The following is a 25308-nucleotide window of genomic DNA, read 5'->3' on the forward strand; positions in this document are numbered from 1 at the left end:
ATGTCAGGACATTGATCGAATAAAAAGCAACAAATTACAATTCCGTATATATTTCGCCGATGGACCAAAGAAAAACCGTCAAACGCCCCGAGCCGCCCCCGCCACGCACCTGGGATGCGCGGCTCGCGCGCTCGCTTGTCCGGCCGCTCGTCGATACGCCGGTCACGCCGAATCACCTCACCACCCTTCGCCTGCTGATCGGCCTCGCCGGCGCCTGGTGCCTCGCGCACGGCGGCTTCGTCTGGGGCAATGCAGGCGCGTTCCTGATCGTGCTGTCGAACTTCGTCGACCACACCGACGGCGAACTCGCGCGCATCAGCGGCAAGTCCAGCAAAATCGGTCATTTTTACGACCTCGCGGCCGATGCGCTCGTCACGGTCGCGCTGTTCGTCAGCATGGGCGTCGGCATCGTCGCCCAGGGCGGCCAGATGGCCGCGTCGCCGGTGCTGCTCGGCGCGGTCGCCGGCGCGGCCGTCGCGCTGATCTTCTTCCTGCGCATGCGGATCGAATCGATCGCCGGCAAGGCCGGCACCAAGCAGGCGTTCGCCGGCGGCTTCGAGACCGAAGACGTGCTGTACCTGCTGCCGATCGTGACGCTCGTCGACGGCGTCGAGCCGTTCCTGCTCGCGGCGTCGATCGGCGCCCCGCTGTTCGCCGCCTGGGTCGTGATCGACTGGTGGCGCATCGTGCGGCGCGGCAACCTCCCGCAGACCCCGGCCGCGCAGAACCCAACCGAAATCCAGGCTTCCAAATGACTCCTAGCACGCGCGACGATTCCGTGCTGAGCCCGGCACGCCCCGCGCCCGTGCGCGCGGCCGCGGCCGATCCCGATCGCACCGTGGCCGACCGCGTCGGCCAGCTCGACCTCGACCGCCTGCGCGGCGACTACACGCGCCAGGGCTCGTTCCTCTACCTCGACACCTTCCTGCCGGCCGACGCGCACGCGAAGCTCGCGAACGCGGCCCGCGCGATGCAGGCCGGCCTGAACCGCAATTACCTGCCCGGCCACAAGCAGGGCGGCAGCGTGAGCCGCCATACGATCGACGAGCAGGCGCCGTACATCGCCGAGCTGTATCGCTCGAAGGCACTCATCTCCTTCCTCGAAAAGATCACCGGCGACAAGCTGATGCTGTCGCCGGACGACGATCCGCACGCGTACGCGCTGTATTACTACACGAAGCCCGGCGACCACATCGGCTGGCACTACGACACGTCGTACTACGATGGCCGCCGCTACACGCTGCTGATCGGCGTGATCGACGAATCGTCGTGCCGGCTCGACTACGAGCTGCATACGCGCAACCCGGACGTGCCTGATCAACCGGGCTCCGTGCAGATCGCCGACGGCGGCATCGTGCTGTTCGACGGCGACAAGCTGCGCCACCGCATCACGCCGCTCGGCCAGAACGAGATGCGCGTGTCGCTCACGTTCGAATACGTGACGAACCCCGGCATGCGGCCGTGGAAGCGCTTCATCTCGAACATGAAGGACGCGATCGCGTATTTCGGTTTCCGCCAGGTGTTCAAGCAACTGGCCACGCGACGCACGAGCGGGTCATGACACGCGCGGGCCTCATCCTGCTGTCCCTCGGGACCGCACTCTTCATCGCACTGCTGGCCTGGCAGGGCGTCGGCGCGGTAGCGTCCACGCTCCTCGCGGCCGGCTGGGGCCTCGCGCTCGTCGCGGCGTTCCACGTCGTGCCGCTCGCGATCGACGCGGTCGCGATCTCCGTGATGTTCCGCCGCGGGCAGCCGGGCGCCGAACTCGGCAACGCGCTGCGCGCGCGCTGGGTCGGCGAATCGGTAAACAGCCTGCTGCCCGCCGGGCAGATCGGCGGCCCCGTGCTGATGGTGCGCTACCTCGCGCAGCGCGGCACGCGGATGGCCGACGCGGCTGCCGCCATGACCGTCGGCACGACGATGCAGGCGCTCGCGCAGATGGCGTTCGCGCTGATCGGCATCGCCGCGTTCAGCCTGTATGCGACGCACGAGTCGGTCGCGTATCTGCGCACGCCCGCGCTGATCGCCACCGGCGTGCTCGGCGCCCTCGCCGTCGCGTTCTACGCGGCGCAGCGACGCGGGCTGTTCGGCCGCGGCCTGCGCCTCGCGTCGAAGCTGCTCGGTCCGCGCGACTGGTCGTCGCTGGCCACGCGCGCCGACGCGATCGACGACGCGGTCGGCGCGCTGTACCGCGATCGCGCGAAAGTCGCGAAGACCTTCGCATTGAGCCTCGTCGGCTGGATCGTCGGCACCGCGGAAGTGTGGCTCGCGCTGCACTTCCTCGGGCACCCGGTCAGCTGGCTCGACGCGCTGCTGCTGGAAAGCGTCGGCCAGGCGATTCGCGGGGCGGCCTTCGCGATCCCCGGCTCGCTCGGCGCGCAGGAAGGCGGCTACCTGCTGCTCGCACCGCTGGTCGGCTTGCCGCCCGACGCAGCGCTCGCGCTGTCGCTCGCGAAGCGCGCGCGCGAACTCGCGCTCGGCCTGCCCGGCCTGCTCTATCTGCATTTCAGTGAAAGAAACTGGCAGCGGCGTCGTGCGCCGCAGCCGCTCGCCGACTGATCGTTCAGATCGCCGGCTTTTTGGTTGGAGAACCCATGCGAGCCATCATTCTTGCGGCAGGCCTCGGCTTGCGCCTGCAACAACCGCCCGAGGCGCAGTTCCCGAAGTGCCTGCTGCGCTTCGACGACGTGTCGCTGCTCGAGCGCCATCTGCGCGTGCTCGACGCCGCGGGCGTCGATGACATCGTGCTCGGGCTCGGCTTCCAGCACGAGAAGGTCGAACAGGAGCTCAAGCGCCTCGGCCGCACCGCCGAGATCGTGATCAACGACCGCTACGACCTCGGCAGCGTGCTGACCGTGCATACCGTCGCCGATGCGATGACGCGCGGCGGCGACGTGCTGCTGATGGACGCGGACGTGCTGTACGACGAGAACATCCTGCACGCGCTGGTGGCCGATGCCGACAAGACCGTCGACCGCCTGCTGATCGACCGCGACTTCGAGGCCGGCGACGAACCCGTCAAGCTGTGCCTGAAGAACGGCGTGCCGGTCGAACTGCGCAAGCAGCTCGCGGTCGACCTCGACTACGACACGATCGGCGAATCGGTCGGCTTCTTCCGCTTCACCGAAGGCACCGCACGCCGCCTCGCGACGATCGTCGCGGGCTACGTCGACAGCGGCCGCGCGAACATGCCGCACGAGGAAGCCGTGCGCGACCTGCTGCTCGAAGGCGGCCATTCGTTCGACGTCGCCGACGTCACCGGCTCGCCGTGGATCGAGATCGACTTCCCGAACGACGTCGCACGCGCGACGCAAGACATTCTTCCCCTGATTCAACGCACCACCGCCGGAGCCGCACGATGAACGCACGCGAACCCAACTTCACCGAATCGCGCAGCGCGCGCCTGCGCCGCATGCTCGTGAGCAGCGATCTCGAATTCCTGATGGAAGCGCACAACGGCCTGTCCGCGCGGATCGTCCGCGAAGCCGGCTTCAAGGGCATCTGGGCGTCGGGCCTCGCGATCTCCGCGCAGTTCGGCGTGCGCGACAACAACGAAGCGAGCTGGACCCAGGTCGTCGACGTGCTCGAGTTCATGGCCGATGCGAGCGACCTGCCGATCCTGCTCGACGGCGACACCGGCTACGGCAACTTCAACAACGTGCGCCGCCTCGTGAAGAAGCTCGAACAGCGCGGTATCGCGGGCGTCTGCATCGAGGACAAGCAGTTCCCGAAGACCAACAGCTTCATCGGCGGCGAGCGCCAGCCGCTCGCGGAAATCGACGAATTCTGCGGCAAGATCAAGGCCGGCAAGGATTCGCAGACCGATCCCGACTTCTCGATCGTCGCGCGCGTCGAGGCGCTGATCGCAGGCTGGGGGATGGACGAGGCGCTGCGCCGCGCGAACGCGTACGCGGAAGCCGGCGCCGACGCGATCCTGATCCACAGCAAGCTGTCGCGCCCGGACGAGATCCTGCAGTTCGCGCGCGAATGGAGTGGCAAGGCGCCGCTCGTGATCGTGCCGACCAAGTACTACAGCACGCCGACCGACGTGTTCCGCCAGGCCGGCATCAGCACCGTGATCTGGGCGAATCATCTGATCCGCGCGTCGGCATCGGCGATGCAGGCGACCGCGCGCGAGATCCACGAAAGCGAAACGCTGATCAACGTCGAGGACCGGGTTGCGTCGGTCAACGAGATCTTCCGCCTGCAGGACGCCGACGAGTACTCGGCCGCCGAGCGTATCTACCTGTCGTCGTCGTCGCGCGCGTCGAATGCCGCGATCGTGCTCGCCGCGAGCCGCGGCAAGGGCCTCGAAGCCGTGACCGAAGACAAGCCGAAGGTCATGCTGCCGGTCGCCGGCAAGCCGCTGCTGCGCTGGCTCGTCGACGGCTTCAAGACGCACGGCGTGAACGACATCACCGTGGTTGGCGGCTATCGCGCCGATGCGATCGATACGTCGGGCATCAAGCTCGTCGTCAACGAGCGCCACGCGCAGACCGGCGAGCTCGCGTCGCTCGCATGCGCGGCCGAACGCCTGACCGGCGACACCGTGATCTCGTACGGCGACCTGCTGTTCCGCAGCTACATCGTGCGCGACCTTGCGGAGAGCGAGGCCGAGTTCAGCGTGGTGGTCGATTCGTCGCTCACCGAGACCAATCAGAGCGTGCGCGACTTCGCCCTCTGCTCGGCGGCCGACGATCGCGGCCTGTTCGGCCAGAAGACCTATCTGCAACGCGTGTCGAGCGACGTCGCCGCGAGCACGCCGCACGGCCGCTGGATCGGTCTGCTGAACGTGCGCGGCGCCGGTGTCGACCGCCTGAAGGCGATGCTCGCGACGCTGCAGGCACGTCCTGATTTCGACACGCTCGACATCCCGTCGCTGCTGAACGCGCTGATCGCCGCCGGCGAGAAGATCGAGGTGCAGTACGTGCACGGCCACTGGCGCGGCGTCAACGATCTGGAAGACTTCCGTCGCGCGGGCGACTTCGCGCACGGCCAGACGCCGCTGTCCGAACCGGGTACCGGCAACGGGGGCGCGCAATGATCGAAGCGGCCCAGTTCGTCGAGGCCGCGCGCGAACGCGGCTTCGACTGGTACGCGGGCGTGCCCTGCTCGTACCTGACGCCGTTCATCAATTACGTGCTGCAGGACCCGACGCTGCACTACGTGTCGGCCGCGAACGAAGGCGACGCGGTCGCGCTGATCGCGGGCGCGACGCTCGGCGGCAAGCGCGGGATCGCGATGATGCAGAACTCCGGGCTCGGCAACGCGGTGAGCCCGCTCACGTCGCTGACCTGGACGTTCCGCCTGCCGCAGTTGCTGATCGTCACGTGGCGCGGCCAGCCGGGCGTGGCCGACGAGCCGCAGCATGCGCTGATGGGCCCGATCACGCCGGCGATGCTCGACACGATGGAGATCCCGTGGGAGACGTTCCCGACCGACCCCGAACAGGTCGGCCCGGCACTCGACCGCGCGATCGCGCACATGGACGCGACGGGCCGCCCGTACGCGCTCGTGATGCAGAAAGGCAGCGTCGCGCCGTATGAACTGAAGGCGAACCCGGCCGCGAAGCCGCGCGCGCACGTCGCCGCGCAATCGTCGTCGCGCGCCGCGTCGGCCGACGCGTGGCCGACCCGTCACGACGCGCTGCAGCGCGTGATCGCGCATACGCCGGTCGATTCGACCGTCGTGCTCGCATCGACCGGTTTCTGCGGGCGCGAACTCTACGCGCTCGACGATCGCCCGAACCAGCTGTACATGGTCGGCTCGATGGGCTGCGTGACGCCGCTCGCGCTCGGCCTCGCGCTCGCGCGCCCCGACCTGCGCGTGGTGGCCGTCGACGGCGACGGCGCCGCGCTGATGCGCATGGGCGTGTTCGCGACGCTCGGCACCTACGGCCCGGCCAACCTCACGCACGTGCTGCTCGACAATGGCGCGCACGAATCGACGGGCGGCCAGGCGACGGTGTCGCAGCATGTGTCGTTCGCGGGCGTCGCGGCCGCTTGCGGTTACGCGTCGGCGGTCGAAGGCGATACGCTCGACGTGCTCGATGCGACGCTCGCCTCAACCAGCGAGGGGGGCCGGCCATCCGGTGCGCAGTTCGTTCGCGTGGCGATCCGCACGGGCGTGCCCGACGGCCTGCCCCGCCCGACCGTCACGCCGGTCGAGGTCAAGACCCGTCTGATGCGGCACATCGGCGCCGAGCAGACCGAAGCCCACGTTGAAGGAGCCCATTGATGCTGCTGCTGAACCCCGGCCCGGTCACGCTCACCGAACGCGTGCGCCGCAGCCTGCTGCAACCCGATCTGTGCCATCGCGAAGGCGAATTCTTCGACCTGCAGGATGAAGCGCGCGCGCGCCTCGTCGCCGCGTACGAACTCGATCCGGCCGAATGGGCTGCCGTGCTGATGACGGGTTCAGGCACGGCCGCCGTCGAGAGCATGATCGCGGCGCTCGTGCCGCAGGACGGCAAGCTGCTCGTGATCGAGAACGGCGTGTACGGCGAGCGGATCACGCAGATCGCCACGCAGTACGGCATCGCGCATGACGTGCTCAAGCATGAGTGGATGCAGGCGCCGGATCTCGCGCAGATCGGTGCGAAGCTCGATGCAGGTGGGTACTCGCATGTCGCCGTGATTCATCATGAAACGACGACCGGCCGGCTGAATGATCTCGATGCGATCGCCGAAGTCTGTCGTGCGCGTGGCGTGAAGATGCTTGTCGATGGCGTCAGCAGCTTCGGTGCGGAAGCGATCGATTTCGGCGGTGGCGTGATCGACGCCGTTGCCGCTACCGCGAACAAGTGCCTGCACGGCGTGCCGGGCGCGGCGTTCGTGATCGTGCGCCGCAGCGCGCTCGTGAAAGCCGCGAGCCGGACTTACTACCTCGATCTCGGGCGGCTTGCGAAGCTGCAGGATCAGCGGAATACGCCGTTTACGCCTTCCGTGCATGCGTATTACGCGCTCGTCGAGGCGCTGCGCGAGTTTGACGAGGCTGGCGGCTGGCGCGCGCGGCATGCGCATTACAAGGCGCTTGCCGACCAGGCGCAGGCCGGGCTTGCGGCGCGCGGGATGCCGCTGGTGCTGCCGGAAGGTGCGTCGTCGGTCGTGCTGCGTGCGTATCGGCTGCCGCAAGGTGTAACGTACGAAGCGCTGCACGACGGACTGAAGGCGCGTGGCTTCGTGATTTATGCGGGGCAAGGCGGGCTGTCGAAGGAACTGTTCCGGATCTCGACGATGGGCGCGATTCAGGCGGCCGATGTCGAGCGGTTGCTGGATGGTTTTACCCAGTTGACGCGGTAAGCGTTGTCCGCATCTTCGTCGACGAAAGGCCCGCGAGGGCCTTTTTTTATTCTTCGCAGATCTCGGGGGACACCGGACACGCTGCCGGTAGTCGGCTGCCAGAAGCGGACGTTCGACAGCCACCCGTGATTCGTCGACAGTCGAGCCGGCGCAAGTAGGCCGTCTGTTGGAACACCCTAAAGATTTTTTGCGGCGTGCCGTAATAACGTGTTTGGGGACAGTTATGTCGACGCCTAACGCAGTTGCGCCATCTTCATGGAAGTCGAAGGCAACTTTTCTGATCTCGATAGCCCTATCAGCCGTGCTCGCCGCAATCGGCACATACTATTCGACTATGTACGCGAACCTAGCGTCATCAGCGAGTGACCAAGCGACGCGGTATGTTGACTTCCAGATAGTGAAAGAAAACAACGTGACGGGGTTCTTTCAGATTCCTGGCGTTACGCTGTTGTACAAAGATGAGAAGGGGAACTCTCTTAAGGCTCTGAGCCTTGTCAAAGTCGATCTGCAGAATTTCAGCGCGCGCGATATCGCTAGTGTGGATCTTCAGATCGATGCGACAGCGCGAGATGACGCTCCGCCGGTGCTACAAACCTTTCGTATCGGAAATGGTCCTGCGGAGGATTTCGACGCCGAGAAGAATATCACGCAGACTGTCAAGCATGGGACGCTTTCAATCTCCCTTCCTCTGAAGAGCATCAACCGCACTGAAGCGTTCGCGCCTTCGCGAACGCTTCTTCTCTATTTCAAAGGGGCTTCGGCGCCCGAGGTGATGGTCTCAACAAATGCTGCCGGCGTCTCCGCTAGGCCGTTCGCATATCAGCACTATCTGGATTCAGAAAACAGCCATCAGTCATTCATCCAGCGCTATGGATCGCAGATCGCCACGGTCGGCAACACCACACTGTTTGCGCTTTGGTTTGGTTGCTCGACCTGGTTGATTGTCGTTGGTCGGAAGCGCGAAGTCGCAAATATGGTTCATGCGGTAGCAGTAATTGAGAACATGATCCAAGGACTCCCATCCCGGCCGATTCCGCCAGCGCAACAGCATGACTTCGCAAAAAATTTCGTTTTCGAGTTCTGGTGCGCGGCATACCGCCGGGCATGGCGCATAAGTAGACTTCTCTCGGTTTCCCCTGATCTTTCGAAACTTTGAAACAGCGACGGTGATTGGAAACTTGGGGGGCTGCTGGCTACGAAGTCAGAGTCATTCCTTTTACATAGCGGCAGAAAAGCGGGGGAAATCTAAGCATCTTGCCGATGCGAGGTCACGAGACCCGGGAAGTCAGGACGACCGCACACTGCAGGCGTCGCCCTTGCTCCTCTCCGCGACATTTGTATTAGCCTGAACCGGACCTAACGGATAATCGGAGACCGTACGCGACAGGTCCTGTCTTTGAGCGGCTCTGAGAGTTCGAGCAGTAGCGGTACCAGATGGTCCTTCCCGTCCTCGCAATGCCGAACGCGACGGGACATGAACTGATTGAGCGGCCGAGGCGCTGCGAGGGCGGTTGTGCCGCCTCACAAATTGGATTTGTATCCGGCCGGAATCGCCGGCAGCTCCACCGGCTGGGCTTTCGGTTTGCGAGGCATACACTCTCCTTGAGAGCATGTTATGCCTTAAACACGAAATTTCTGACAGGCCCATGTCCGCAGTCTGTAGGCGACACCCACGAACATCTACGAAGAACCATTTCCGATCGTGACAATGAGAATTCTGCGTTTCGCCCCGCTGCTGGCGCTCGCCGCCGCACCCTTCGCCCACGCCGCCGACAGCCTGCCTTGCAGCGACGAAACCGTCACAGCCATCGCCCGCTGGGCCGGCATCGCGAGCGCACGCATCGCCACGCGCGACGCGGACCGGCTCGTCGTCGCGTCGTCGTGCAAGGCCATGCCGAACGCGCCGCAAACGACGATCGCGGCCGTCGCGTTCGATTCGCTTCCGAAGAGCAAGAACCCGGACGAAAGCGACAAGTTGCAGGTCGTCGCGCTCGTCGAGGGCGGCAAGGTCGTGGCGGCCGATCGGTCGGTGGTCGAAGAGGATGCGGCGACTGAGATCGGCGAGAACAGCTACCGCATCGACACGGCGCCCTACCGTTTGTCACCCGACGTGCGTGCGTTCGGCGTCGTGTTTACCAGCAGCGCGCGCGGGCCAAGTTGCGTGGACGCATACCCCGAGAACGACCTGACGCTGTGGATTCGCGACGGCGCCCGCCTCCGGCCGGTGTTCGGTACAAATCTCCATGGCTGGGTAGCCACCACGGGCACCGCTTGCGGCCCCGACACGAGCGACTTGCGTAGTGAATCTGCGCACATGACGATTGCTGTCGAGAAAACGTCTCACAACGGTTTCGCGGATCTATCGATTACGGCGCACGTCACCGATATGGAAAGCGACGACGACAATGGCTCGGCCACCGGGAAACGTACCATGCGCACGATCGTCAAATACGACGGCAAGTCGTATGGAATCGATATGTTCCGCGACTTCTGGTATTCACCCGCCTCGAAGAAGCGCTTCAAGTAAGGCCACGCGAATCACCGCCCCGCCCACCTATTCCACCACCTTCGGCCCGATCGCATCGGTCGGCGCCGGCCTCCGCAACGCGTCGTCCCGCACGCGTCGCGCCTCGCGCGCCGAATAGCGATCCTTCAGCCGCAGGAACGGCTTTTCGACGAGGAAATAGCTGGCGGTCGCGGCAATCAGCGCCCATACGATGCCCAGCGGAAACCCATGCGGCACCGGCAGATCCGGATTCGCAAAAGGCTGCTGCCACAGATAAAGACTGAACGAGATCGTGCCGACGAACACCACCGGCCCGGCGCGCAACCACCGCGCGCACCAGAACTCGCTGCGGAAATTCAGCACGACGATCACGATCGCGATCAGCGCGGCTTCGAGCGTCACGCCGTACGTCGCATTCCAGAAGCCGCCGAGCCGGTGTTCGGCGAGCGGCATGCCGAGCAGCACGACGAACACGAGCGCCGTCACGATGCGCGCCTCGCCGCGCCACGAGCCGATCCACGCTTCGAGCCGTTCGCGGTTGAGCGACGCATAGCAGCCGATCAGGATCGGATCGATACCCGTATGCAGCATCATCCCGAGCTGGCCGCGCAGCGCGGGCGCGAGGAAATACGTGGTCGCACGGACCAGCGGCACGATCAGGATCAGCGCGGCCAGCCAGCGCGTGCCGGTGCGGCGGATGCCGAACACGAACAGCAGCGGCCAGAACCAGTAGAACTGCTCCTCGAGCGCGAGCGACCAGAAATGGCCGAGGTACCACGCGCCGTCCGGATGCAGCGCGTTGTCCCCGGTCAGCCCGAACCACGCCGAGTAATTCCACAGGTGCAGCGCCGCATAGAGCCACTGCCGGCGGTCGACATCGAACCCGCCGGCGAACGCGACGATCGCCACCGCCGCGAGATACACGTAGCAGGCCGGCCAGATCCGCAGCGCACGGCGCACGTAGAACGACGTCAGCGCGATGCCGCCCGTGCGCGCGAACTCGGCGCGCAGCACGTTGGTGATCAGGAAACCGCTCAGCACGAAGAAGATCAGCACGCCGAGCCGGCCGTCGGCGATCAGCCGCAACGGCGCGTACCAGCCGGTATAGCCGCCGGGTAGCACATGCTCGGCATGACCGACGACGACCATCGCGACCGCGACGGCGCGCAACCCGGTCAACTGCGTGACGCGATGGTTCATCGGCTGGTTTCCGTTGGCACGGTGAAGGAGCGGGAATGGGTCGGCGTCCGATCAGCCCGCCGACCTGTCGCCGGATTTTGTATGAAAAATATCGGAATGAAATTACTTCAAAAATCCGCGTGACTCACACCGCCGGCGACGCTGCTTCCCGGCGGGTCAACGTCCGGCGCGACGAATGGGCATAATGACAATCCTTGTCCGGCGGCGGCCGGTCCGATGCCCACGCAACGACTTTTGCGGCGCAGCAATCCACGCAGTCCCGTACCCCGCCCGCGCACCGGTCCGCGCCTCGTCCGCCTCCTGTCGACCCTCACCCGGAGTCTGCCTGTGTATCCACCGATCGAACCTTACGCCCACGGCCACCTCGACACCGGCGACGGCCATCGCATCTATTGGGAGCGCTGCGGCAACCCGGCCGGCAAGCCCGCCGTGTTCCTGCACGGCGGCCCCGGCGCCGGCTGCGGTCCCGACCATCGCCGCCTGTTCGATCCCGAGCGCTACGACATCCTGCTGTTCGATCAGCGCGGCTGCGGCCGCTCGACGCCGCACGCGAGCCTCGAGAACAACACGACGTGGGATCTGGTCGCCGATATCGAGCGCCTGCGCGAGATGGTCGGTGCCGATCAATGGCTCGTGTTCGGCGGCTCGTGGGGCAGCGCACTGGCGATCGCGTATGCGGAAACCCATCCGGAACGCGTGAGCGCGCTGATCGTGCGCGGCATCTTCACGATGCGTCGCGCGGAATTGCTGTGGTACTACCAGGACGGCGCGTCGTGGCTGTTCCCCGATCACTGGGAAGACTTCCTCGCGCCGATTCCGGAAGCCGAGCGCGGCGACCTGATGGCCGCCTACCATCGTCGGCTGACCGGCGACGACGAAGCCGCGAAACTCGAAGCCGCGCGCGCATGGAGCATCTGGGAGGGCCGCACGATCACGCTGCTGCCCGATTCCGCGCTCGCCGCGCACTTCGCGGACGGCCACTATGCGCTCGCGTTCGCGCGGATCGAAAACCACTACTTCGTGAACAAGGGCTTCGTCGAGGAAGGCCAGTTGCTGCGCGACGCGCATCGTCTCGCCGGCATCCCTGGCGTGATCGTGCAGGGCCGCTACGACATCGCGACGCCGGCGCGCACCGCGTGGGAGTTGTCGAAGGCGTGGCCGGACGCCACGTTCGAAATCGTGCCCGGCGCCGGGCACGCGTACAACGAGCCGGGGATTCTGGAGGCGCTGGTTGCGGCGACGGACCGGTTCGCCGCCTGAGCGACGTCACGCGACGCGGCGCGTGTTGCCGTGCCTGCCGGCACGCTCACGCGCCGCCCCATCACAACGCCGCTTCGACGATCGTCCGGCCGCTGATCGCCCGCTCGACGAGCTGTTCGTCGCCGACCTTGCGGATCGCGTCGTCGAGCAGCCCTTCCGGTTCTTCGGTCGCGACCTTCAGCAGGCCCGACAGCCCGCGCGCGTCGAGCACCACGAGCGTTTCCATCGAATCCGCACGGCTCACGAGCACGCGGCGGAATGCCGGACCCGCGCCGAAGCTCGCACAAAGCTCGATCGTCTCGTTGCCGAGCGTGTAGTCGAAGTTTTTGATCATGATCTGCCGCCGTTGCAGGGAAATGGCGACGCGCGACGGCGCGGCGCCGTGACGTCGACGCACCCGCGCGTGCCGCCGGCGCGCCGGACCGGGGTCCGAGCCGTTCGCCGGCATCACCATGCTAGGCGTGCAGAATTAACGAAGACTTAAAGCGTTGGCAGGGTCTCGCGCCCTGGTGGGACGCGCATCGGGGGTGCCAAACCGGCCGGTCGTCGCACAAGCGGAGCTCACCACGAATAGCCCTGCATGCCGTAATTCGTATCGTGTCGGCGCCCCCACCACGGCAAGTAGGCATTGTTGCCGCCGCGTGCGCGGAACCAGTCCTTGTCGGGATCGATCGGCGTGAGCGTCGACGGCGGCAGGACGACGACCGCGACGGGATGCTCCGGATCGGTCGTGCCAGCGACGAGTGCATTGCCGCCGAAGTGATTGATCCGACCGATCGCGAGCGCGACGTCGGTCAATGCGCTGCCGGTTCCCATGTCGCCGAGTAGCGCGGCCGTGTTGAATGCCTGCTTCGAGTGGTCGTATTCGGGGAGGGTTTCGGTCAAGGTCCGGGAGAGCGAGGCAAGACGTGCCGACGATGCATCGCTGCCCTTGCCTGCGTCGTGAACGATGTAATGGAGATCCGGGACCGCGACGCCTGCGTTGCGTGACGCCTGGTCGATGGTCGCCTTCCACGCCTGCACGGCGCGGGTCGTGCCGACCTTCTGCGGAAAATCATGCGTATTGCCGGTTGCGGCCTTGCCGATCCAGGCGAGCGGTTCGCGCTCGGTTTTGAAGGCTGGGCCGGCGAGGAACAGCGCGACCAGATTCTCGTTGATCTGTGCATCCGTGGGCGGGAAGTTGGGTGCGTCCCAGTTCATCACCCAGACGCTCTTGTCGGGATTCGCCTGCAAGTAGTCCAATGCGTTGTTCAGCGATGTGAAGCCGGCGTTGGGGCCGCCTTGCGTGATTTGTACGTCGGGAGGCGTGTCGCGGCTCCACAAAGTCTTGGGTGACGGCGGGCCGATCTCGAAGAAGTTCATCATCCGATCGATCATGCGCGATCGGGCATAGGCCGCGTCGAGGCGAAGTGGAGTGGCAATTTCGACCCGGATACCAGCGAGTTCACGCCAATCGATTTGCTTCTCGGGCTTCACCGTGTAGAAATATTTTGCGTTGCTAATATAACGGGTGCGTATGAGCAGGATGAATTTATCAATGTACTTGGCATAGAATCCCTTGAATGTCTCCTCACCGCGATTACCGTACACCAGTGCGCCAATTGATTGAAGCGTCGCAAAGGATTTAGGATCGGTTCGAACCATGTCATCGCTTTTGTTCGGTGCGGCAAGCCCTTGCGTCCACAGCAATTGCCATTCTGTCGGGTAGTCCATGCGTTGCAACGGGTTCAACCAAATCAGGCCGACTACCTGCGCAACGAATGGCTTCGCCGGCTCTTCGACTGCGGGAACTGCGTTCGCTATCGGCTCAGGGGCGGGTGCGGAATGCACCGAACGGACCATGGCCGTCGTGAACAGAAACGCCACGAGTGCCATCAGACTCGGCACTACTACAAATCGCTTCATCCAATCTCCTATTTCGAATTGGGTCGAGTCGGGTTGCTCAACGTGCGCCATCAGTACGGCTGCGATCATCCACGCTGCGACCGCAACGGCGACACGTCGAGGCCATGTAGAAATCAGAATCTTCAAATCGCGCCCCCGACCTTGAGATAGACTTGTCCTTCGCGTTCGTCCACGATCGCGGAGGGAATCTTGCCTTCGCTTTTCTCGGCACGTACCCATTCATCGAGGGGCGTTCTATCGAGCGTTCCTGACGCAAAATAGTCGTAGTACTTCTTGTTCGGATTGCCATTGGGAATGCCGTCCCCCATCCGCCAATCCGCCTCGATCCGCAAGTCGTAGAGTTGATCCGGCGTCAGATAGGAAACCCCGATCGCCACATCGTACGCAAGCGCCTTTTCGGCGTGCTTCGGATTGGTCATCGTCGTGGAGTGATTCGTCGGGCTGTTGGTCGAGCCACGATCGAGCCAATCGACAATCTGCTTGTCGCGCCATTCCTTGTAGCCCTCCGGCATTTCGCTCTTGCCGTCCTCGCCGATCACGTGGCCATTACCATCGAGCCATTCCGTATTCAGCGTTCGCCGCGCCTCCATCCGCATCAGCGCGCGGTCCTCGTAACGCTGTCCGGCTTCGCTCTCTGCCGTCCCTTGCGCGACACTGTCCGCGTTCTTCGCCTCGTACTGATCGTAAGGATCGTCCGCACGCTTGTCTGCCTCGCTCTTGCTTGCGTCGCGCCATGCGGCCGGCGGATCGTTGCCTTCGTTGAAGTCGCTTGTCGCATTGCCGTCCTTCGTTTCGATGGGCTTGCCGAAACGCAACGCTTGCGGCGCGAACGGTTCGTCGAGCGCCGGCGCGTCCGCCACCACGGCCCAGCGCTCCGGCGGATCGGCGTTCACGCGGAACATATTCAATGCCGAGCTGAACCCGGTCACGACAAACATCAGCGGCGCGGTTGCAAGCGTAGCCGCCACGCCCCAGACACTTTCGTTCCCTTTGAGCGCACCGATGAGGTTGAACTTGGCAGGTGGCGAAGGCGGATACCAAAATCCCGACGTCGTTCCCTTTTTGCCATGCCGCCAGTCATCTTCCCAATAGTGATAGCGCTCCTGCACGCCAACCTGGAAGCCGGAGGCAAAGACGCGCTGCGTCAGCACGTCGGGGACGCTGATATCGTTCAGCTCGTTCTCGTCGATGCCGCGCCAGCCGATGCCTTGAACCGTGACCGCCGAAATCACCTGGTCGTGTGGACAGCAATACGCGGTGACGCGACCATAAGTCGATTCGTTCAGGCCGTGGCGAGCCCGATCCTCTTGTGCCGCATAAGACCGCTTGCTGGTCGGTGATACCCGTTCGTTGGCCATGTCTTCATCGATCTTGCCGGCGGGCAGTTCGTAGGTTTTGCGCGTGCCGATGATCGACAGAAACTTGCCGAACGTTTTCGTGCGCGCGGCGTAGGTCTGCCGTCCGCGACGACCGCTGCCGTCCCTGGTCGCGCGTTGCGACCAGGTATCCATGAACGTATCGGATGGATTCGGGCCGTCTGCGCGCGCAAGGCTGTACGGCGCATTCGCCAGTACGTAGGCATCCGCCACGCAATGCCCGCTACGTCCCCACGGATCTTCGACATCGGGCAGTGCATCGCCGAAGAACGCCGCCGTCAGGCCCACGATGTTGCCCTGGCTATGGCATACGACGGTAATCGGCACGTCGGCCTGCATGCGGCGAATCGACTCGATCAGCCTCGCAAGGCGCAACGCCGCGAGCACGCCATATGCGCGGGGCGGCGCGCGATACAGCGGCCGGTTGGTCGGGTTGATCCCCTGGACGGTCAGCCACCCGGCCGCGCGGTCGTCGAGGCCGCCGTGCCAGAGATCGGGCAGGCTCGCGCAGCCGTTCGTGAACGGACCACCGCCCCAATAGTCCTTCTCGTTCAGGAAAATCTTGTCGCCGTACTCTTTCAGCTCTGCGGCGGTTGCCCGATAGCCCCATCGGAAATGAATGACGGGCGAGAACGACGGATCAGGCTTGACGTAGTTGTCCGCAAGCAGCTTCGGATTCACAAACCCATCCGGCGTCACGCTTTCCGTGTACTTCGCCGGCACCAATTGCCCGGCGTCGATGCCGTGATACATCAATTGATCGTCCAGCCGGCCGAGCCGGCGATTCAGGCCATCGCACAGCCCCTGCTCGGCGGCTTCGAACCATTCGCCTTCGGAGTTCACGCCATGGACGAAGATGACGATACCGGGCAACGGCATTTGCTTGATGCAGATCAGCCGAGTGTCTTTCGTCCACATCGACACCCCGTCGCCTCGGCCGACGACAATCGGTGGAGGCTTGCGTGGCGTTCCGGTGCTGTCCGACTCGGTGGCATCGATCGACCGTGCGACGGGTTCATCCATCGCCGATCGATGATCCGGATAAAGCTGCGTCACCCTGGCTCCTGCGCGCGATTTGGTGTTTTGCTGCCGTTCCGCCGCCAGCCGTTCAGGCTGACGCGACGTGAACGCAGATCCGGATCATCGGAAATCCGGGCACCAGCGCACAAGTGCAGTTTTCTCTTTTCCTACAGAATTGAACTCGTCCGACTCAATCGAACAGAATGACACGTGACTTTCCGGTCATGTCTCACGGTCGAGTACGAAGTGTCTTCCGAGCCGCGCGCATGGACCGTCCGGTTCGCAGCCGTCACGAACGTACGCGTCTGCAGACACGCGATCAACAAACGACCGCTCCGATCGGCGAACCCGCGTCAATCGGCATCGAGCGGCTCGACCGTCACGCCGACCTTCAGCTCCTGATCCGCGCCGCCGCCGCGGATCACGCCGCGCAGCGGCGTCACGTCGGCATAATCGCGGCCGACCGACAGCATCACGTAGTCGTCGCCGGGCGCACGATCGTTGGTGGGATCGAGTTGCAGCCATCCGTTGTCCTCGGGCCACGCGGGGTCGTAAACCTCGACCCACGCATGCGAAGCGTCGGCGCCGATCAGCCGCGGCTGGCCCGGCGGCGGCTGCGTGAGCAGGTAGCCGCTGACGTAACGCGCGGCCAGCCCGAGCGAGCGCAGCGCGCCGATCATCACGTGCGCGAAATCCTGGCACACGCCCTTGCGCAACCGCAGCGCGTCGAGCGCCGACGTCGTGATGTCGGTGCTGTTCGGCGTGTACGCGAAATCGGCATGCACGCGCCGCATCAGGTCCCATGCCGCCTGCACGAGCGGCCGTTGCGACGTGAAGCTCGCGGCCGCGTATGCGGCGAGTTCCGGGTCGCACGCCACGTGCGGCGACGCGAACACGAATTCGCTCGCCGGGTCGTAAGGCTGCCCCGCGCGAAACCGCAGGCGGTCGCGCACGGCCTCCCATGCGGTGGCATGCGCGGCGTCCGGGTTCGCGATCGCAGGCGGCGGCGCGCCGCGCGCGCCGAGCGACCACACGGGCGGCGTCACGCGCACGGTGCTGCGGCTGCGCACCAGCAACGTGTCGTGCGGCAGGTTCAGCGCGAACGACGCACGTGCATTGCCGAACGCGTCGACTTCGGTACAAACCGATTCCGGTGCGGGTTCGATGTCGAGCGAGAACGACAGCACCTGCTGGCGCGGCGTCGCGAGCGGTTGCAGGCGTGCCTGGTGCTGCGCGGATTCGACGCGCGCCGCATAACGGTATTCGGTGTCGTGCGTGACACGCAGCAACCGGCCCGGTGCGACGGCGGCCGGCGCACCCGTCGCGGCCGGAGCCGAGGGCGGCGCCTGCCGTGCGTTGCCGGAACCAGCCGGGGTTTTCGGTGCGCCTTTCGTCGTCACCATAGCGTCCTGCCCGCCTCGCGCACGTGGCTGAAATAGCGCTCGCCGATCCGGTTCGACAGCTCCCAGACGGTCTTTACCGTCGTGTCGAGCGCGGCGAGCAGCTTGTCGTGTCGGCCGTCTTCGGCGGTCTCGCACAGCTCGTGCAGCGACCACGCGGGGATGTCCGGAACCGTCTCGGCCAGTTCCGACAGCGCATAGCCTTCGCCGCGTTCGACCTTCGTCAGCCGGCCGCGCAGCGCCTGCACGACCCAGCCGAGCGAGCGCGGGTTGTCGGTATCGAGCACGACGAGCGACAGCAGCGGCGCGACGTCGAAGCCGCGCTGGAAGCGCGAGCGGAACGTGATCGTGCTGTCGAACAGTTCGAGCACGAGCTCGAAGCCGTCCTGCCGATGCACGGCGCCTTCGTCGAACGCGAACTTCAGTACGCTGCACAGGAAGTCGAGCCGGTCGATCTGCCGGCCGATCGACAGCAATCGCCAGCCGTCGTCGCGCGTCATGTTGTCGGTCTGCGCACCGGTGATCGCGCCGAGCAGCAGGCCGAGGCGCTCGAGCAACTGCAGCGCGTCGTTGCCGACCTGCTCCTCCGCTTCCTGCTGTCCTGCGCTGTCGGCGAACAGTTGGGTCGCGTCGTCGATCAGCCGCCACTGATCGCTCGACAGCCGTTCGCGGATCGCGGCAGCCGCGCCGCGCATGCCGAACAGGCACGACGCGATCCCCGACGTGCGGTCGGCGCCGCGCGTCAGCGACGTCGCCAGCTCATGCTGGAACGCGCGCGGCGCATCGACGGCGTGCGGCGCATCGGCCGCGATCAGCCCGGTGTCCCGGCACAACGTGTCGATCAGTTCCAGATGCGCGGGACTGTCGACGTCGTCTTCGCCGCGCAGCCGTTCGAGCGCGGCGCGCGCGAGGCGCATCAGGTTGGTCGCGCGCTCGGTGTAGCGGCCGAGCCAGAACAGGTTCTCGGCCGCGCGGCTCGCGATCGCGCGCGGCCGCTCGACGAGGTCGTCGGGACCGAGATGCGTCTGCAGCAGCGTCGTCGAATCGACGATGCCCTCGGTCATCACCCACGTGTCGACGGTGCTGCCGCCGCGCGGCATCGGCGCGTTGAACAGCGCGTCGCGCGTGCCGACCCGCGACAGCCCGCCCGGCAGAAGCCGCCAGCGCTGCGCGCCGTCGGCGAGCGCGAACACGCGCAGCAGCAGCGGCTTCGGCACGATGCGCGCGCTGTCGTTGCCGTCGGGCGCGTCGGGCCGCGGCCAGGTCGGCGCCTGCGACAGCGGCAGGTCGGCCTGCACCGTGTAGTGTTCGGGCTGCGCGAGAATCCGCGCGCGCCATTCCGCCAGTTGCGCCTGCGTGAGCCGCGCGCCGATCACCGGTTCGAATGCACCGCCTTCCTGCACGTCGGGTGGATAGGATGCCTTCACGATGCCGCGCGCGAGCTGCGGCAGCGCGTCGTCGCACGCGGCCGCCTCGCCGCACCACCACGAATGCACGGCCGGCAGCGTCAGCGTTTCGCCGAGCAGCGCTTCCGCGAGACGCGGCATGAAGCCGAGCATCGCCGGCGACTCGAGGAAGCCCGAGCCCGGCGCGTTCGCGAGCAGCACGTTGCCCGCGCGCACGGCCTGCAACAGCCCCGGCACGCCGAGCATCGAATCGGGCCGCAGTTCGAGCGGATCGAGCCACGCATCGTCGACGCGCCGCAGGATGCCGTGCACCGGTTCGAGCCCGCTCAGCGTCTTCAGGAACACGCGGTTGTCGCGCGCGGTCAGGTCGCCGCCTTCGACGAGCGTGAGGCCGAGATAGCGCGCGAGATACGCATGCTCGAAATAGGTCGCGCTGTGCGGCCCCGGCGTCAGCAGCACGATCCGCGAACTCTTCGCGGCAGGGCTGAGCGACTGCATGCTCTGCAGCAGCGCGCGGTACGCGGACGCAAGCCGCTGCACGCGCAGCCCGCGAAACCCGCGCGGAAAGAGCCGCGACACGATCAGCCGGTTCTCGAGCAGGTAGCCGAGCCCGGCCGGGCCCTGCGTGTGCTGCGCGACGATCCGCCATTGGCCGTCCGGGCCGCGCGCGAGATCGAACGCGACGACGTGCAGCCACGTATCGCCCGGCACGCGCGCGCCGCGCATCGCACGCAGATACCCGGGGTGGCCGGTCACGAGCGCGGGCGGCAGCAGCCCGCGCTGCAGGATCGTCTGCGGCCCGTACAGGTCGGCCAGCGTCGCATTGAGCAGCCGCACGCGCTGCAGCACGCCACGCTCGATCCCGACCCAGTCCTCGGGCGTGACGATCAGCGGCAGCAGGTCGAGCGACCACGGGCCGACCGCGCCGTCGCCGGCGCGCTGCTCGTGCAACTGGTAGAACAGGCCGTTCTCGCGCATGCGCCGGTGCAGCGCGTCGGCGCGGCGGTCGAGGTCGGCCACGCCGTCGCTGCCGATCGACGTGAAGAAGCTGCGCCACGCGGGCGCCAGCGCAGGCGCGTGCAGGCCGGCCGCGCTGCCGCGCAGTTCGTCGTAGCGGCCGGCGGCGGCCGGCGCCGCGAGCGCGGCGGCCAGTTCGGCGGCGTCCGGCTGCGCGCCGGTATCGAAAAGCGTGGGCATCGCGTCGAGGGCGGCGAGATGGTCGAGGTCAATGGGCGGCACGATGTCGTTCCGTCGTCAGGGTGCGGCCGCGCATGCGCGCCGCCATTCAGGCGGCAAGCCGCAGTGCGGAACCGCATTCTGCCCGCATCCTAGCATTCCGGCGGGGCCGCGACCGGCCGATGCGCCGGGCGGTCGCGAACCGCGCATCGTCGTCCGCCCTGTCATCGATCGATCACGGCCGCCGCAAGTCGAGCGTGAACGGGAATTCGCGGCTCGGCGCGGCAGCCGCGACCTCCATCCGCCCCGGCGTGTGCCCGATCTCGACGAAGCGTGCGAGCCGGCGGCTCTCCGCTTCGTACGCATTGATCGGGAACGTCGCGTAGTTGCGGCCGCCCGGATGCGCGACGTGATACCGGCAGCCGCCGAGCGAGCGTTGCAGCCACGTATCGACGATGTCGAACGTGAGCGGCGCGTGCACGCCGATGGTCGGATGCAGCGCCGACGGCGGCGACCACGCCTTGTAGCGCACGCCCGCGACGTATTCGCCGACGGTGCCGGTCGGCTGCAGCGGCAGCGCGCGGCCGTTGACGGTCACGACGTGCCGGTTGTCGTTCAGCCCCGTCACACGCACTTCGAGCCGTTCGACCGACGAATCGACGTAGCGCACCGTGCCGCCGGGCGCGCCTTCCTCGCCCATCACGTGCCACGGTTCCAGCGCCCCGCGCAGCGACAGTTCCATCCCGTTCACCGCGATCTGCCCGAACAGCGGAAACCGGAATTCGAAGTGCGGGGCGAACCACGCCGGATCGAACGCGAAACCGGCGTCGCGCAGCTCGGCCAGCACGTCGTCGAAATCCATCTGAAGAAATTCCGGCAGCATGAACCGGTCGTGCATCGCGGTGCCCCAGCGCGTGAGCGGCGTCGTGTACGGCGCGGCCCAGAAGCGCGCGACCAGCGCGCGCAGCAGCAGTTGCTGCACGATGCTCATCCGCGCATGCGGCGGCATCTCGAACGCGCGCAGTTCGAGCAGGCCGAGCCGGCCGGTGGACGAATCGGGCGAATACAGCTTGTCGATGCAGAACTCGCTGCGGTGCGTGTTGCCCGTCACGTCGATCAGCAGGTTGCGCAGCACGCGGTCGACGAGCCACGGCGGCATGTCCTGCCCGAACAGCAGCTTGTTGCGCTGGATCTCCGCGAACGCGATGTCGAGCTCGTAAAGCTGGTCGTTGCGCGCCTCGTCGACACGCGGCGCCTGGCTCGTCGGCCCGATGAACAGCCCCGAGAACAGGTACGACAGCGACGGATGGTTGTGCCAGTACGCGATCAGGCTCGCGAGCAGATCGGGGCGGCGCAGGAACGGGCTGTCGGCCGGCGTCGCGCCGCCGAGCACGAAGTGGTTGCCGCCGCCCGTGCCGACGTGCCGCCCGTCGACCATGAACTTCTCGCTGCACAGCCGCGATTGCCACGCGGCGTCGTACAGGAATTCGGTGTGGTCGACGAGCTCGTCGAAGCTCGCGGCCGGATGGATGTTCACCTCGATCACGCCGGGATCCGGTGTCACCTGCAGCAGCTTCAGCCGTGCGTCGCGCGGCGGCGGATAGCCTTCGAGCACGAGCTTCACGCCGAGTGCGTGGGCGGTCAGCTCGATCGCGCCGAGCAGGTCGAGATAATCCTCGAGCGCGGCGAGCGGCGGCATGAACAGGTACAGGATGCCGTTGCGCACTTCGACGCACAGCGCGGTGCGCGTGATCCACGCGGCCGATTCGAAGCGCTCGGGCCGGCGATGCGGATCCGCGGCGTCCGGTCGGCCGCTCGCGGCCGTGCCGTCGTCGCGCCACTGCATCACGGTCTGCGCGGACGCTTCGCGATGCACGCCGGCCAGATAGCGCGGCGCGTCGGCCGGGCCCGCGTAACGGGCGCGAATGGCGGCGGCGTCCGGCAGCACGTCGCGCGGCGCGAACGGATCGCGCTCGACAAGGTACGGATAGTCGGCGCGCGCCGCCCACGGCAGCGAATCGAGCGGCAGCCGATAGCCCATCGGCGAATCGCCCGGCACGAGATACATCCGCTCGTCGCGGAAGAACCACGGGCCCGTCTGCCAGCGCGGCCCGTCGAGGCCCGGCGCGTCGTCCGTGCGCTTGACCGGCAGCACGTAGCCGACCACGCTGTCGAGCTGCTGCTCGAAAACCTTGCGCAGCCGCGCGCGTTCGAGCTCGTCGTCGAGGCGCGCATCGAACGGATCGACGTTGACGGGCAGCCGGCGCTCGCGCCACAAGTAATACCAGACGTCCTCGTAGCCAGGCTGGATGAATTCGCCGCTCAGGCTCAACCGCGCAGCGAGTGCATCGATGAAGCGCTTCGCGTCGTCGGTGGTGTACGACGACGGTTCGCGCTCGTCGGCGAACAGCGACGGATCGTGCCACACGGGCTGACCGTCTGCGCGCCAGAAGATCGACAGCGCCCAGCGCGGCAGTTGCTCGCCCGGGTACCACTTGCCCTGCCCGAAATGCAGGAAGCCGCCGTCGCCGTATTCGGCGCGCAGCCGCTGCACGAGTTCGGTCGCATAGCCGCGCTTGGTCGGGCCGAGCGCGTCGGTGTTCCACTCGGCGCCGTCGCGATCGTCGATCGACACGAAGGTCGGCTCGCCGCCCTGCGTGAGCCGCACGTCGCCGGCGGCCAGCGCGCCGTCGACCTGCGTGCCGAGCGCGAGCACGGCCTCCCACTGCGATTCGGTGTACGGCTTCGTCACGCGCGGCGATTCGTACACGCGCGTCACGCTCATCTCGTGCTCGAACGACACCTCGCACTCGTCGATCAGCCCTTCGACCGGCGCGGCGCTCGTCGGCTGCGGCGTGCACGCAAGCGGAATATGCCCTTCCCCGGCGAGCAGGCCCGACGTCGGATCGAAGCCGATCCAGCCGGCGCCCGGCAGATAGACCTCGCACCATGCATGCAGGTCGGTGAAATCGACCGACGTGCCGCTCGGGCCGTCGAGCGATTTCACGTCGGGGGTCAGTTGGATCAGGTAGCCGGACACGAAGCGCGCGGCGATGCCGAGATGGCGGCACAGCTGCACGAGCAGCCACGCGCTGTCGCGGCACGAGCCCGACGCGAGTTCGAGCGTCTGCACGGGCGTCTGCACGCCCGGCTCCATCCGCACCAGATAACCGATGTCGCGCTGAAGCTGCTGGTTCAGCGCGACGAGGAAGTTCACGGTGCCGGCCGGCGTGCGGTCGACGCCGTCGAGATACGCGCGAAACAGCGGCGCGGCGCTCGTCTGCGGGTCGCACGCGAGATACGGCGCGAGTTCGGTCTTCAGCGCGTCGTCATAGCTGAACGGGTATTGCTCCGCGCTCGCTTCGAGAAAGAAGTCGAACGGGTTGTACACCGACATCTCGGCGACGAGATCGATCGTGATCTCGAAGTGCTCGGTGCGCTCCGGAAACACGAGCCGCGCGAGATAGTTCGAGAACGGATCCTGCTGCCAGTTGATGAAGTGCTGCGCGGGCTCGACCGTCATCGAATACGCGAGGATCGGGGTCCGGCAATGCGGCGCGGGCCGCAGTCGCACGACCTGCGGGCCGAGGTTGACGAGCCGGTCGTAGCGATAGCGGGTGGTGTGATGCAGCGCGACGTGGATGGACATGGGAGCTCGAGTCGGGTTGGGCCGGCCGCGCACGCCGCGTCGTTTGCGACGCGGCGGCCCGGCATGGCGGATGCGGCGAAGGCGCGCCGCGGGTCAGACGAGTTCCGGCGTCTGCACGACGCTGATCTCGACGCCGACGGCCGTCGCGCCGAGCCCCGTCACCGGCTGCGCGTCGCGATGGTCGAGGCCGACCGCGATGCGCACGTAGCGTTCGTCCGGGCAACGGTTCATGAACGGGTCGAAACCGACCCAGCCGAGCCCTTCGACATAGGCCTCCGCCCACGCATGGCCGGCCGGCTGCTGCATCAGCGCCGTGGCTTGCGGCTGCGCGCCGAGCGCCGCGTGCGGCTGCCCCTGGGATTGCGACTGCGATTGCCCTTGCGATTGCGATTGCGCGGCATGCGATGCGCCGAGCACCTGCTGCATCCCGTCGCCGCTCTGCAGCGCGAGCGCTTCCTCGTCCTCGACGTCGGTCCCATTCTGCTTCGCATCGGCGATGCGCTGCATCGCGCTGTCGGCCAGCACGTAGCCCGAGATGTAGCGCGCAGGGATCTTCAGCACGCGGGCGGCCGCGATGAACGCGTGCGCATGGTCGCGGCTCGTGCCCTCGCCGCTTTGCAGCGCGGTTTCCGCATCGACGGGCGCGTCGGCGGCCAGGTTCGGCGCGTACGCGATGCGGCCGTGCACTTCCGTCATCAGCCAGTGCAAAGCGTCGAGGCCGTGCGGCTCGATCGGCAGCGCGTCGGTCAGCGCGCGCACGGTGTCGCCGGCCTTCGTGAGCACTGTTTCGCGCTCGAAGATCCACGGCGGCGCATAGCCTTCAGGATTCCCGATAATGCCCGAGCGGTCCTGCGTCTCGACGACGCCGGCCGCCACGACGACGATCTCGGCCTTCGCGCCGCGATCGTGGCGCACGAGGTCGATCCGGTTGCCGAGCCCGTCGGCGTAAGACAGCGTCGGCTCGACGCCGTCGATCGTGACCTGCCACGCGCGCACCGTCTGCCCGGGGCCCGACTGCGGGCGCAGCCGCAACCGTTGCAGCGCGTGGGTGGCCTGATCGTCGAACTGATAACGCGAAATGTGTCGGATGGCGAGTCGCATGGCAAGTC

18 protein-coding genes are annotated in these 25308 nt (G+C 66.5%); 10 read left to right on the forward strand and 8 right to left on the reverse strand.

The genetic code is table 11. From position 1 onward, the window contains the following. Positions 1–59: 59 nt before the first annotated feature. From KR541_RS28240 to KR541_RS28280, 9 genes are all read left to right on the forward strand, one after another. Positions 60–755 carry a CDP-alcohol phosphatidyltransferase family protein gene (locus tag KR541_RS28240; protein WP_050010767.1) on the forward strand — a complete coding sequence of 232 codons (696 nt, stop codon included), beginning with the start codon at positions 60–62 and terminating at the stop codon, positions 753–755. Next, positions 752–1561, forward strand: a complete 810-nt coding sequence (locus tag KR541_RS28245) for a HalD/BesD family halogenase (protein WP_050010765.1) — start codon at positions 752–754, stop codon at positions 1559–1561. Before KR541_RS28240 ends, KR541_RS28245 begins: the two co-directional genes overlap by 4 nt. Beyond that, positions 1558–2559: an HpnL family protein gene (locus tag KR541_RS28250; RefSeq protein WP_050010763.1), complete on the forward strand. Its 1002-nt coding sequence runs from the start codon at positions 1558–1560 to the stop codon at positions 2557–2559. The genes KR541_RS28245 and KR541_RS28250 overlap by 4 nt, the downstream gene beginning before the upstream one ends. 35 nt (positions 2560–2594) lie before the next feature. Further along, the gene (locus KR541_RS28255; protein WP_050010761.1) at positions 2595–3362 is read left to right on the forward strand and encodes a phosphocholine cytidylyltransferase family protein; all 768 of its coding nucleotides are present in this window, start codon (positions 2595–2597) and stop codon (positions 3360–3362) included. Then, positions 3359–5044 carry a phosphoenolpyruvate mutase gene (gene aepX, locus KR541_RS28260; protein ID WP_216089940.1) on the forward strand — a complete coding sequence of 562 codons (1686 nt, stop codon included), beginning with the start codon at positions 3359–3361 and terminating at the stop codon, positions 5042–5044. The genes KR541_RS28255 and aepX overlap by 4 nt, the downstream gene beginning before the upstream one ends. Next, positions 5041–6237: a phosphonopyruvate decarboxylase gene (gene aepY / locus KR541_RS28265; protein ID WP_089489270.1), complete on the forward strand. Its 1197-nt coding sequence runs from the start codon at positions 5041–5043 to the stop codon at positions 6235–6237. Before aepX ends, aepY begins: the two co-directional genes overlap by 4 nt. Continuing rightward, positions 6237–7301, forward strand: a complete 1065-nt coding sequence (locus KR541_RS28270; protein WP_050010756.1) for a 2-aminoethylphosphonate aminotransferase — start codon at positions 6237–6239, stop codon at positions 7299–7301. The genes aepY and KR541_RS28270 overlap by 1 nt, the downstream gene beginning before the upstream one ends. 223 nt (positions 7302–7524) lie before the next feature. Then, positions 7525–8457 carry a hypothetical protein gene (locus KR541_RS28275; RefSeq protein WP_148093088.1) on the forward strand — a complete coding sequence of 311 codons (933 nt, stop codon included), beginning with the start codon at positions 7525–7527 and terminating at the stop codon, positions 8455–8457. Between the two features lie 552 nt (positions 8458–9009). Continuing rightward, positions 9010–9828 (forward strand): PA3715 family protein, encoded by an 819-nt coding sequence (locus KR541_RS28280; protein WP_216089941.1) that lies wholly within the window; start codon positions 9010–9012, stop codon positions 9826–9828. Between the two features lie 27 nt (positions 9829–9855). Here KR541_RS28280 and KR541_RS28285 read toward each other — a convergent pair whose 3' ends face one another. Further along, positions 9856–11007: an acyltransferase family protein gene (locus KR541_RS28285; RefSeq protein ID WP_050010752.1), complete on the reverse strand. Its 1152-nt coding sequence runs from the start codon at positions 11005–11007 to the stop codon at positions 9856–9858. A gap of 327 nt (positions 11008–11334) precedes the next feature. Here KR541_RS28285 and pip point away from each other — a divergent pair, with 327 nt between their 5' ends. Then, positions 11335–12267 carry a prolyl aminopeptidase gene (pip, locus tag KR541_RS28290; RefSeq protein WP_089489268.1) on the forward strand — a complete coding sequence of 311 codons (933 nt, stop codon included), beginning with the start codon at positions 11335–11337 and terminating at the stop codon, positions 12265–12267. Between the two features lie 61 nt (positions 12268–12328). Here the strand turns inward: pip and KR541_RS28295 are convergent, their stop codons facing one another. The 7 genes from KR541_RS28295 to KR541_RS28325 all read right to left on the reverse strand — a co-directional run bounded on the left by KR541_RS28295 (position 12329) and on the right by KR541_RS28325 (position 25300). Further along, the gene (locus KR541_RS28295; protein ID WP_089469567.1) at positions 12329–12601 is read right to left on the reverse strand and encodes a hypothetical protein; all 273 of its coding nucleotides are present in this window, start codon (positions 12599–12601) and stop codon (positions 12329–12331) included. 227 nt (positions 12602–12828) lie between these two features. Beyond that, entirely contained in the window at positions 12829–14172 is a 1344-nt protein-coding gene (locus tag KR541_RS28300) for a virulence factor (protein WP_124630335.1), read from the reverse strand. A 122-nt stretch (positions 14173–14294) separates the two neighbouring features. Next, positions 14295–16466, reverse strand: a complete 2172-nt coding sequence (locus tag KR541_RS28305) for a T6SS effector phospholipase Tle3 domain-containing protein (protein ID WP_216090015.1) — start codon at positions 16464–16466, stop codon at positions 14295–14297. A 455-nt stretch (positions 16467–16921) separates the two neighbouring features. After that, positions 16922–17971 (reverse strand): transglutaminase family protein, encoded by a 1050-nt coding sequence (locus tag KR541_RS28310; RefSeq protein WP_204384226.1) that lies wholly within the window; start codon positions 17969–17971, stop codon positions 16922–16924. Further along, positions 17965–20571 carry a circularly permuted type 2 ATP-grasp protein gene (locus KR541_RS28315; protein ID WP_216090016.1) on the reverse strand — a complete coding sequence of 869 codons (2607 nt, stop codon included), beginning with the start codon at positions 20569–20571 and terminating at the stop codon, positions 17965–17967. The genes KR541_RS28310 and KR541_RS28315 overlap by 7 nt, the downstream gene beginning before the upstream one ends. A 214-nt stretch (positions 20572–20785) precedes the next feature. Then, positions 20786–24199 (reverse strand): transglutaminase family protein, encoded by a 3414-nt coding sequence (locus KR541_RS28320; protein ID WP_216089942.1) that lies wholly within the window; start codon positions 24197–24199, stop codon positions 20786–20788. Positions 24200–24292: 93 nt separating this feature from the next. Continuing rightward, positions 24293–25300: a transglutaminase family protein gene (locus tag KR541_RS28325; RefSeq protein ID WP_216089943.1), complete on the reverse strand. Its 1008-nt coding sequence runs from the start codon at positions 25298–25300 to the stop codon at positions 24293–24295. Between the last annotated feature and the right edge of the window lie 8 nt (positions 25301–25308).

Origin of the sequence: Burkholderia sola, assembly GCF_905400185.1 — a bacterium.
GTDB classification, from domain to species: Bacteria; Pseudomonadota; Gammaproteobacteria; order Burkholderiales; family Burkholderiaceae; genus Burkholderia; species Burkholderia sola.

Coding starts and splice junctions, on each gene's coding strand:
- KR541_RS28325 (WP_216089943.1), bottom strand. CDS start 25,300: ATGCGACTCGCCATCCGACACATTTCGCGTTATCAGTTCGACGATCAG.
- KR541_RS28280 (WP_216089941.1), top strand. CDS start 9,010: ATGAGAATTCTGCGTTTCGCCCCGCTGCTGGCGCTCGCCGCCGCACCC.
- KR541_RS28305 (WP_216090015.1), bottom strand. CDS start 16,466: ATGTGGACGAAAGACACTCGGCTGATCTGCATCAAGCAAATGCCGTTG.
- aepX (WP_216089940.1), top strand. CDS start 3,359: ATGAACGCACGCGAACCCAACTTCACCGAATCGCGCAGCGCGCGCCTG.
- KR541_RS28315 (WP_216090016.1), bottom strand. CDS start 20,571: ATGCCCACGCTTTTCGATACCGGCGCGCAGCCGGACGCCGCCGAACTG.
- KR541_RS28285 (WP_050010752.1), bottom strand. CDS start 11,007: ATGAACCATCGCGTCACGCAGTTGACCGGGTTGCGCGCCGTCGCGGTC.
- KR541_RS28240 (WP_050010767.1), top strand. CDS start 60: ATGGACCAAAGAAAAACCGTCAAACGCCCCGAGCCGCCCCCGCCACGC.
- KR541_RS28275 (WP_148093088.1), top strand. CDS start 7,525: ATGTCGACGCCTAACGCAGTTGCGCCATCTTCATGGAAGTCGAAGGCA.
- KR541_RS28320 (WP_216089942.1), bottom strand. CDS start 24,199: ATGTCCATCCACGTCGCGCTGCATCACACCACCCGCTATCGCTACGAC.
- aepY (WP_089489270.1), top strand. CDS start 5,041: ATGATCGAAGCGGCCCAGTTCGTCGAGGCCGCGCGCGAACGCGGCTTC.
- KR541_RS28250 (WP_050010763.1), top strand. CDS start 1,558: ATGACACGCGCGGGCCTCATCCTGCTGTCCCTCGGGACCGCACTCTTC.
- KR541_RS28295 (WP_089469567.1), bottom strand. CDS start 12,601: ATGATCAAAAACTTCGACTACACGCTCGGCAACGAGACGATCGAGCTT.
- KR541_RS28300 (WP_124630335.1), bottom strand. CDS start 14,172: ATGAAGCGATTTGTAGTAGTGCCGAGTCTGATGGCACTCGTGGCGTTT.
- KR541_RS28310 (WP_204384226.1), bottom strand. CDS start 17,971: ATGGTGACGACGAAAGGCGCACCGAAAACCCCGGCTGGTTCCGGCAAC.
- KR541_RS28245 (WP_050010765.1), top strand. CDS start 752: ATGACTCCTAGCACGCGCGACGATTCCGTGCTGAGCCCGGCACGCCCC.
- KR541_RS28255 (WP_050010761.1), top strand. CDS start 2,595: ATGCGAGCCATCATTCTTGCGGCAGGCCTCGGCTTGCGCCTGCAACAA.
- KR541_RS28270 (WP_050010756.1), top strand. CDS start 6,237: ATGCTGCTGCTGAACCCCGGCCCGGTCACGCTCACCGAACGCGTGCGC.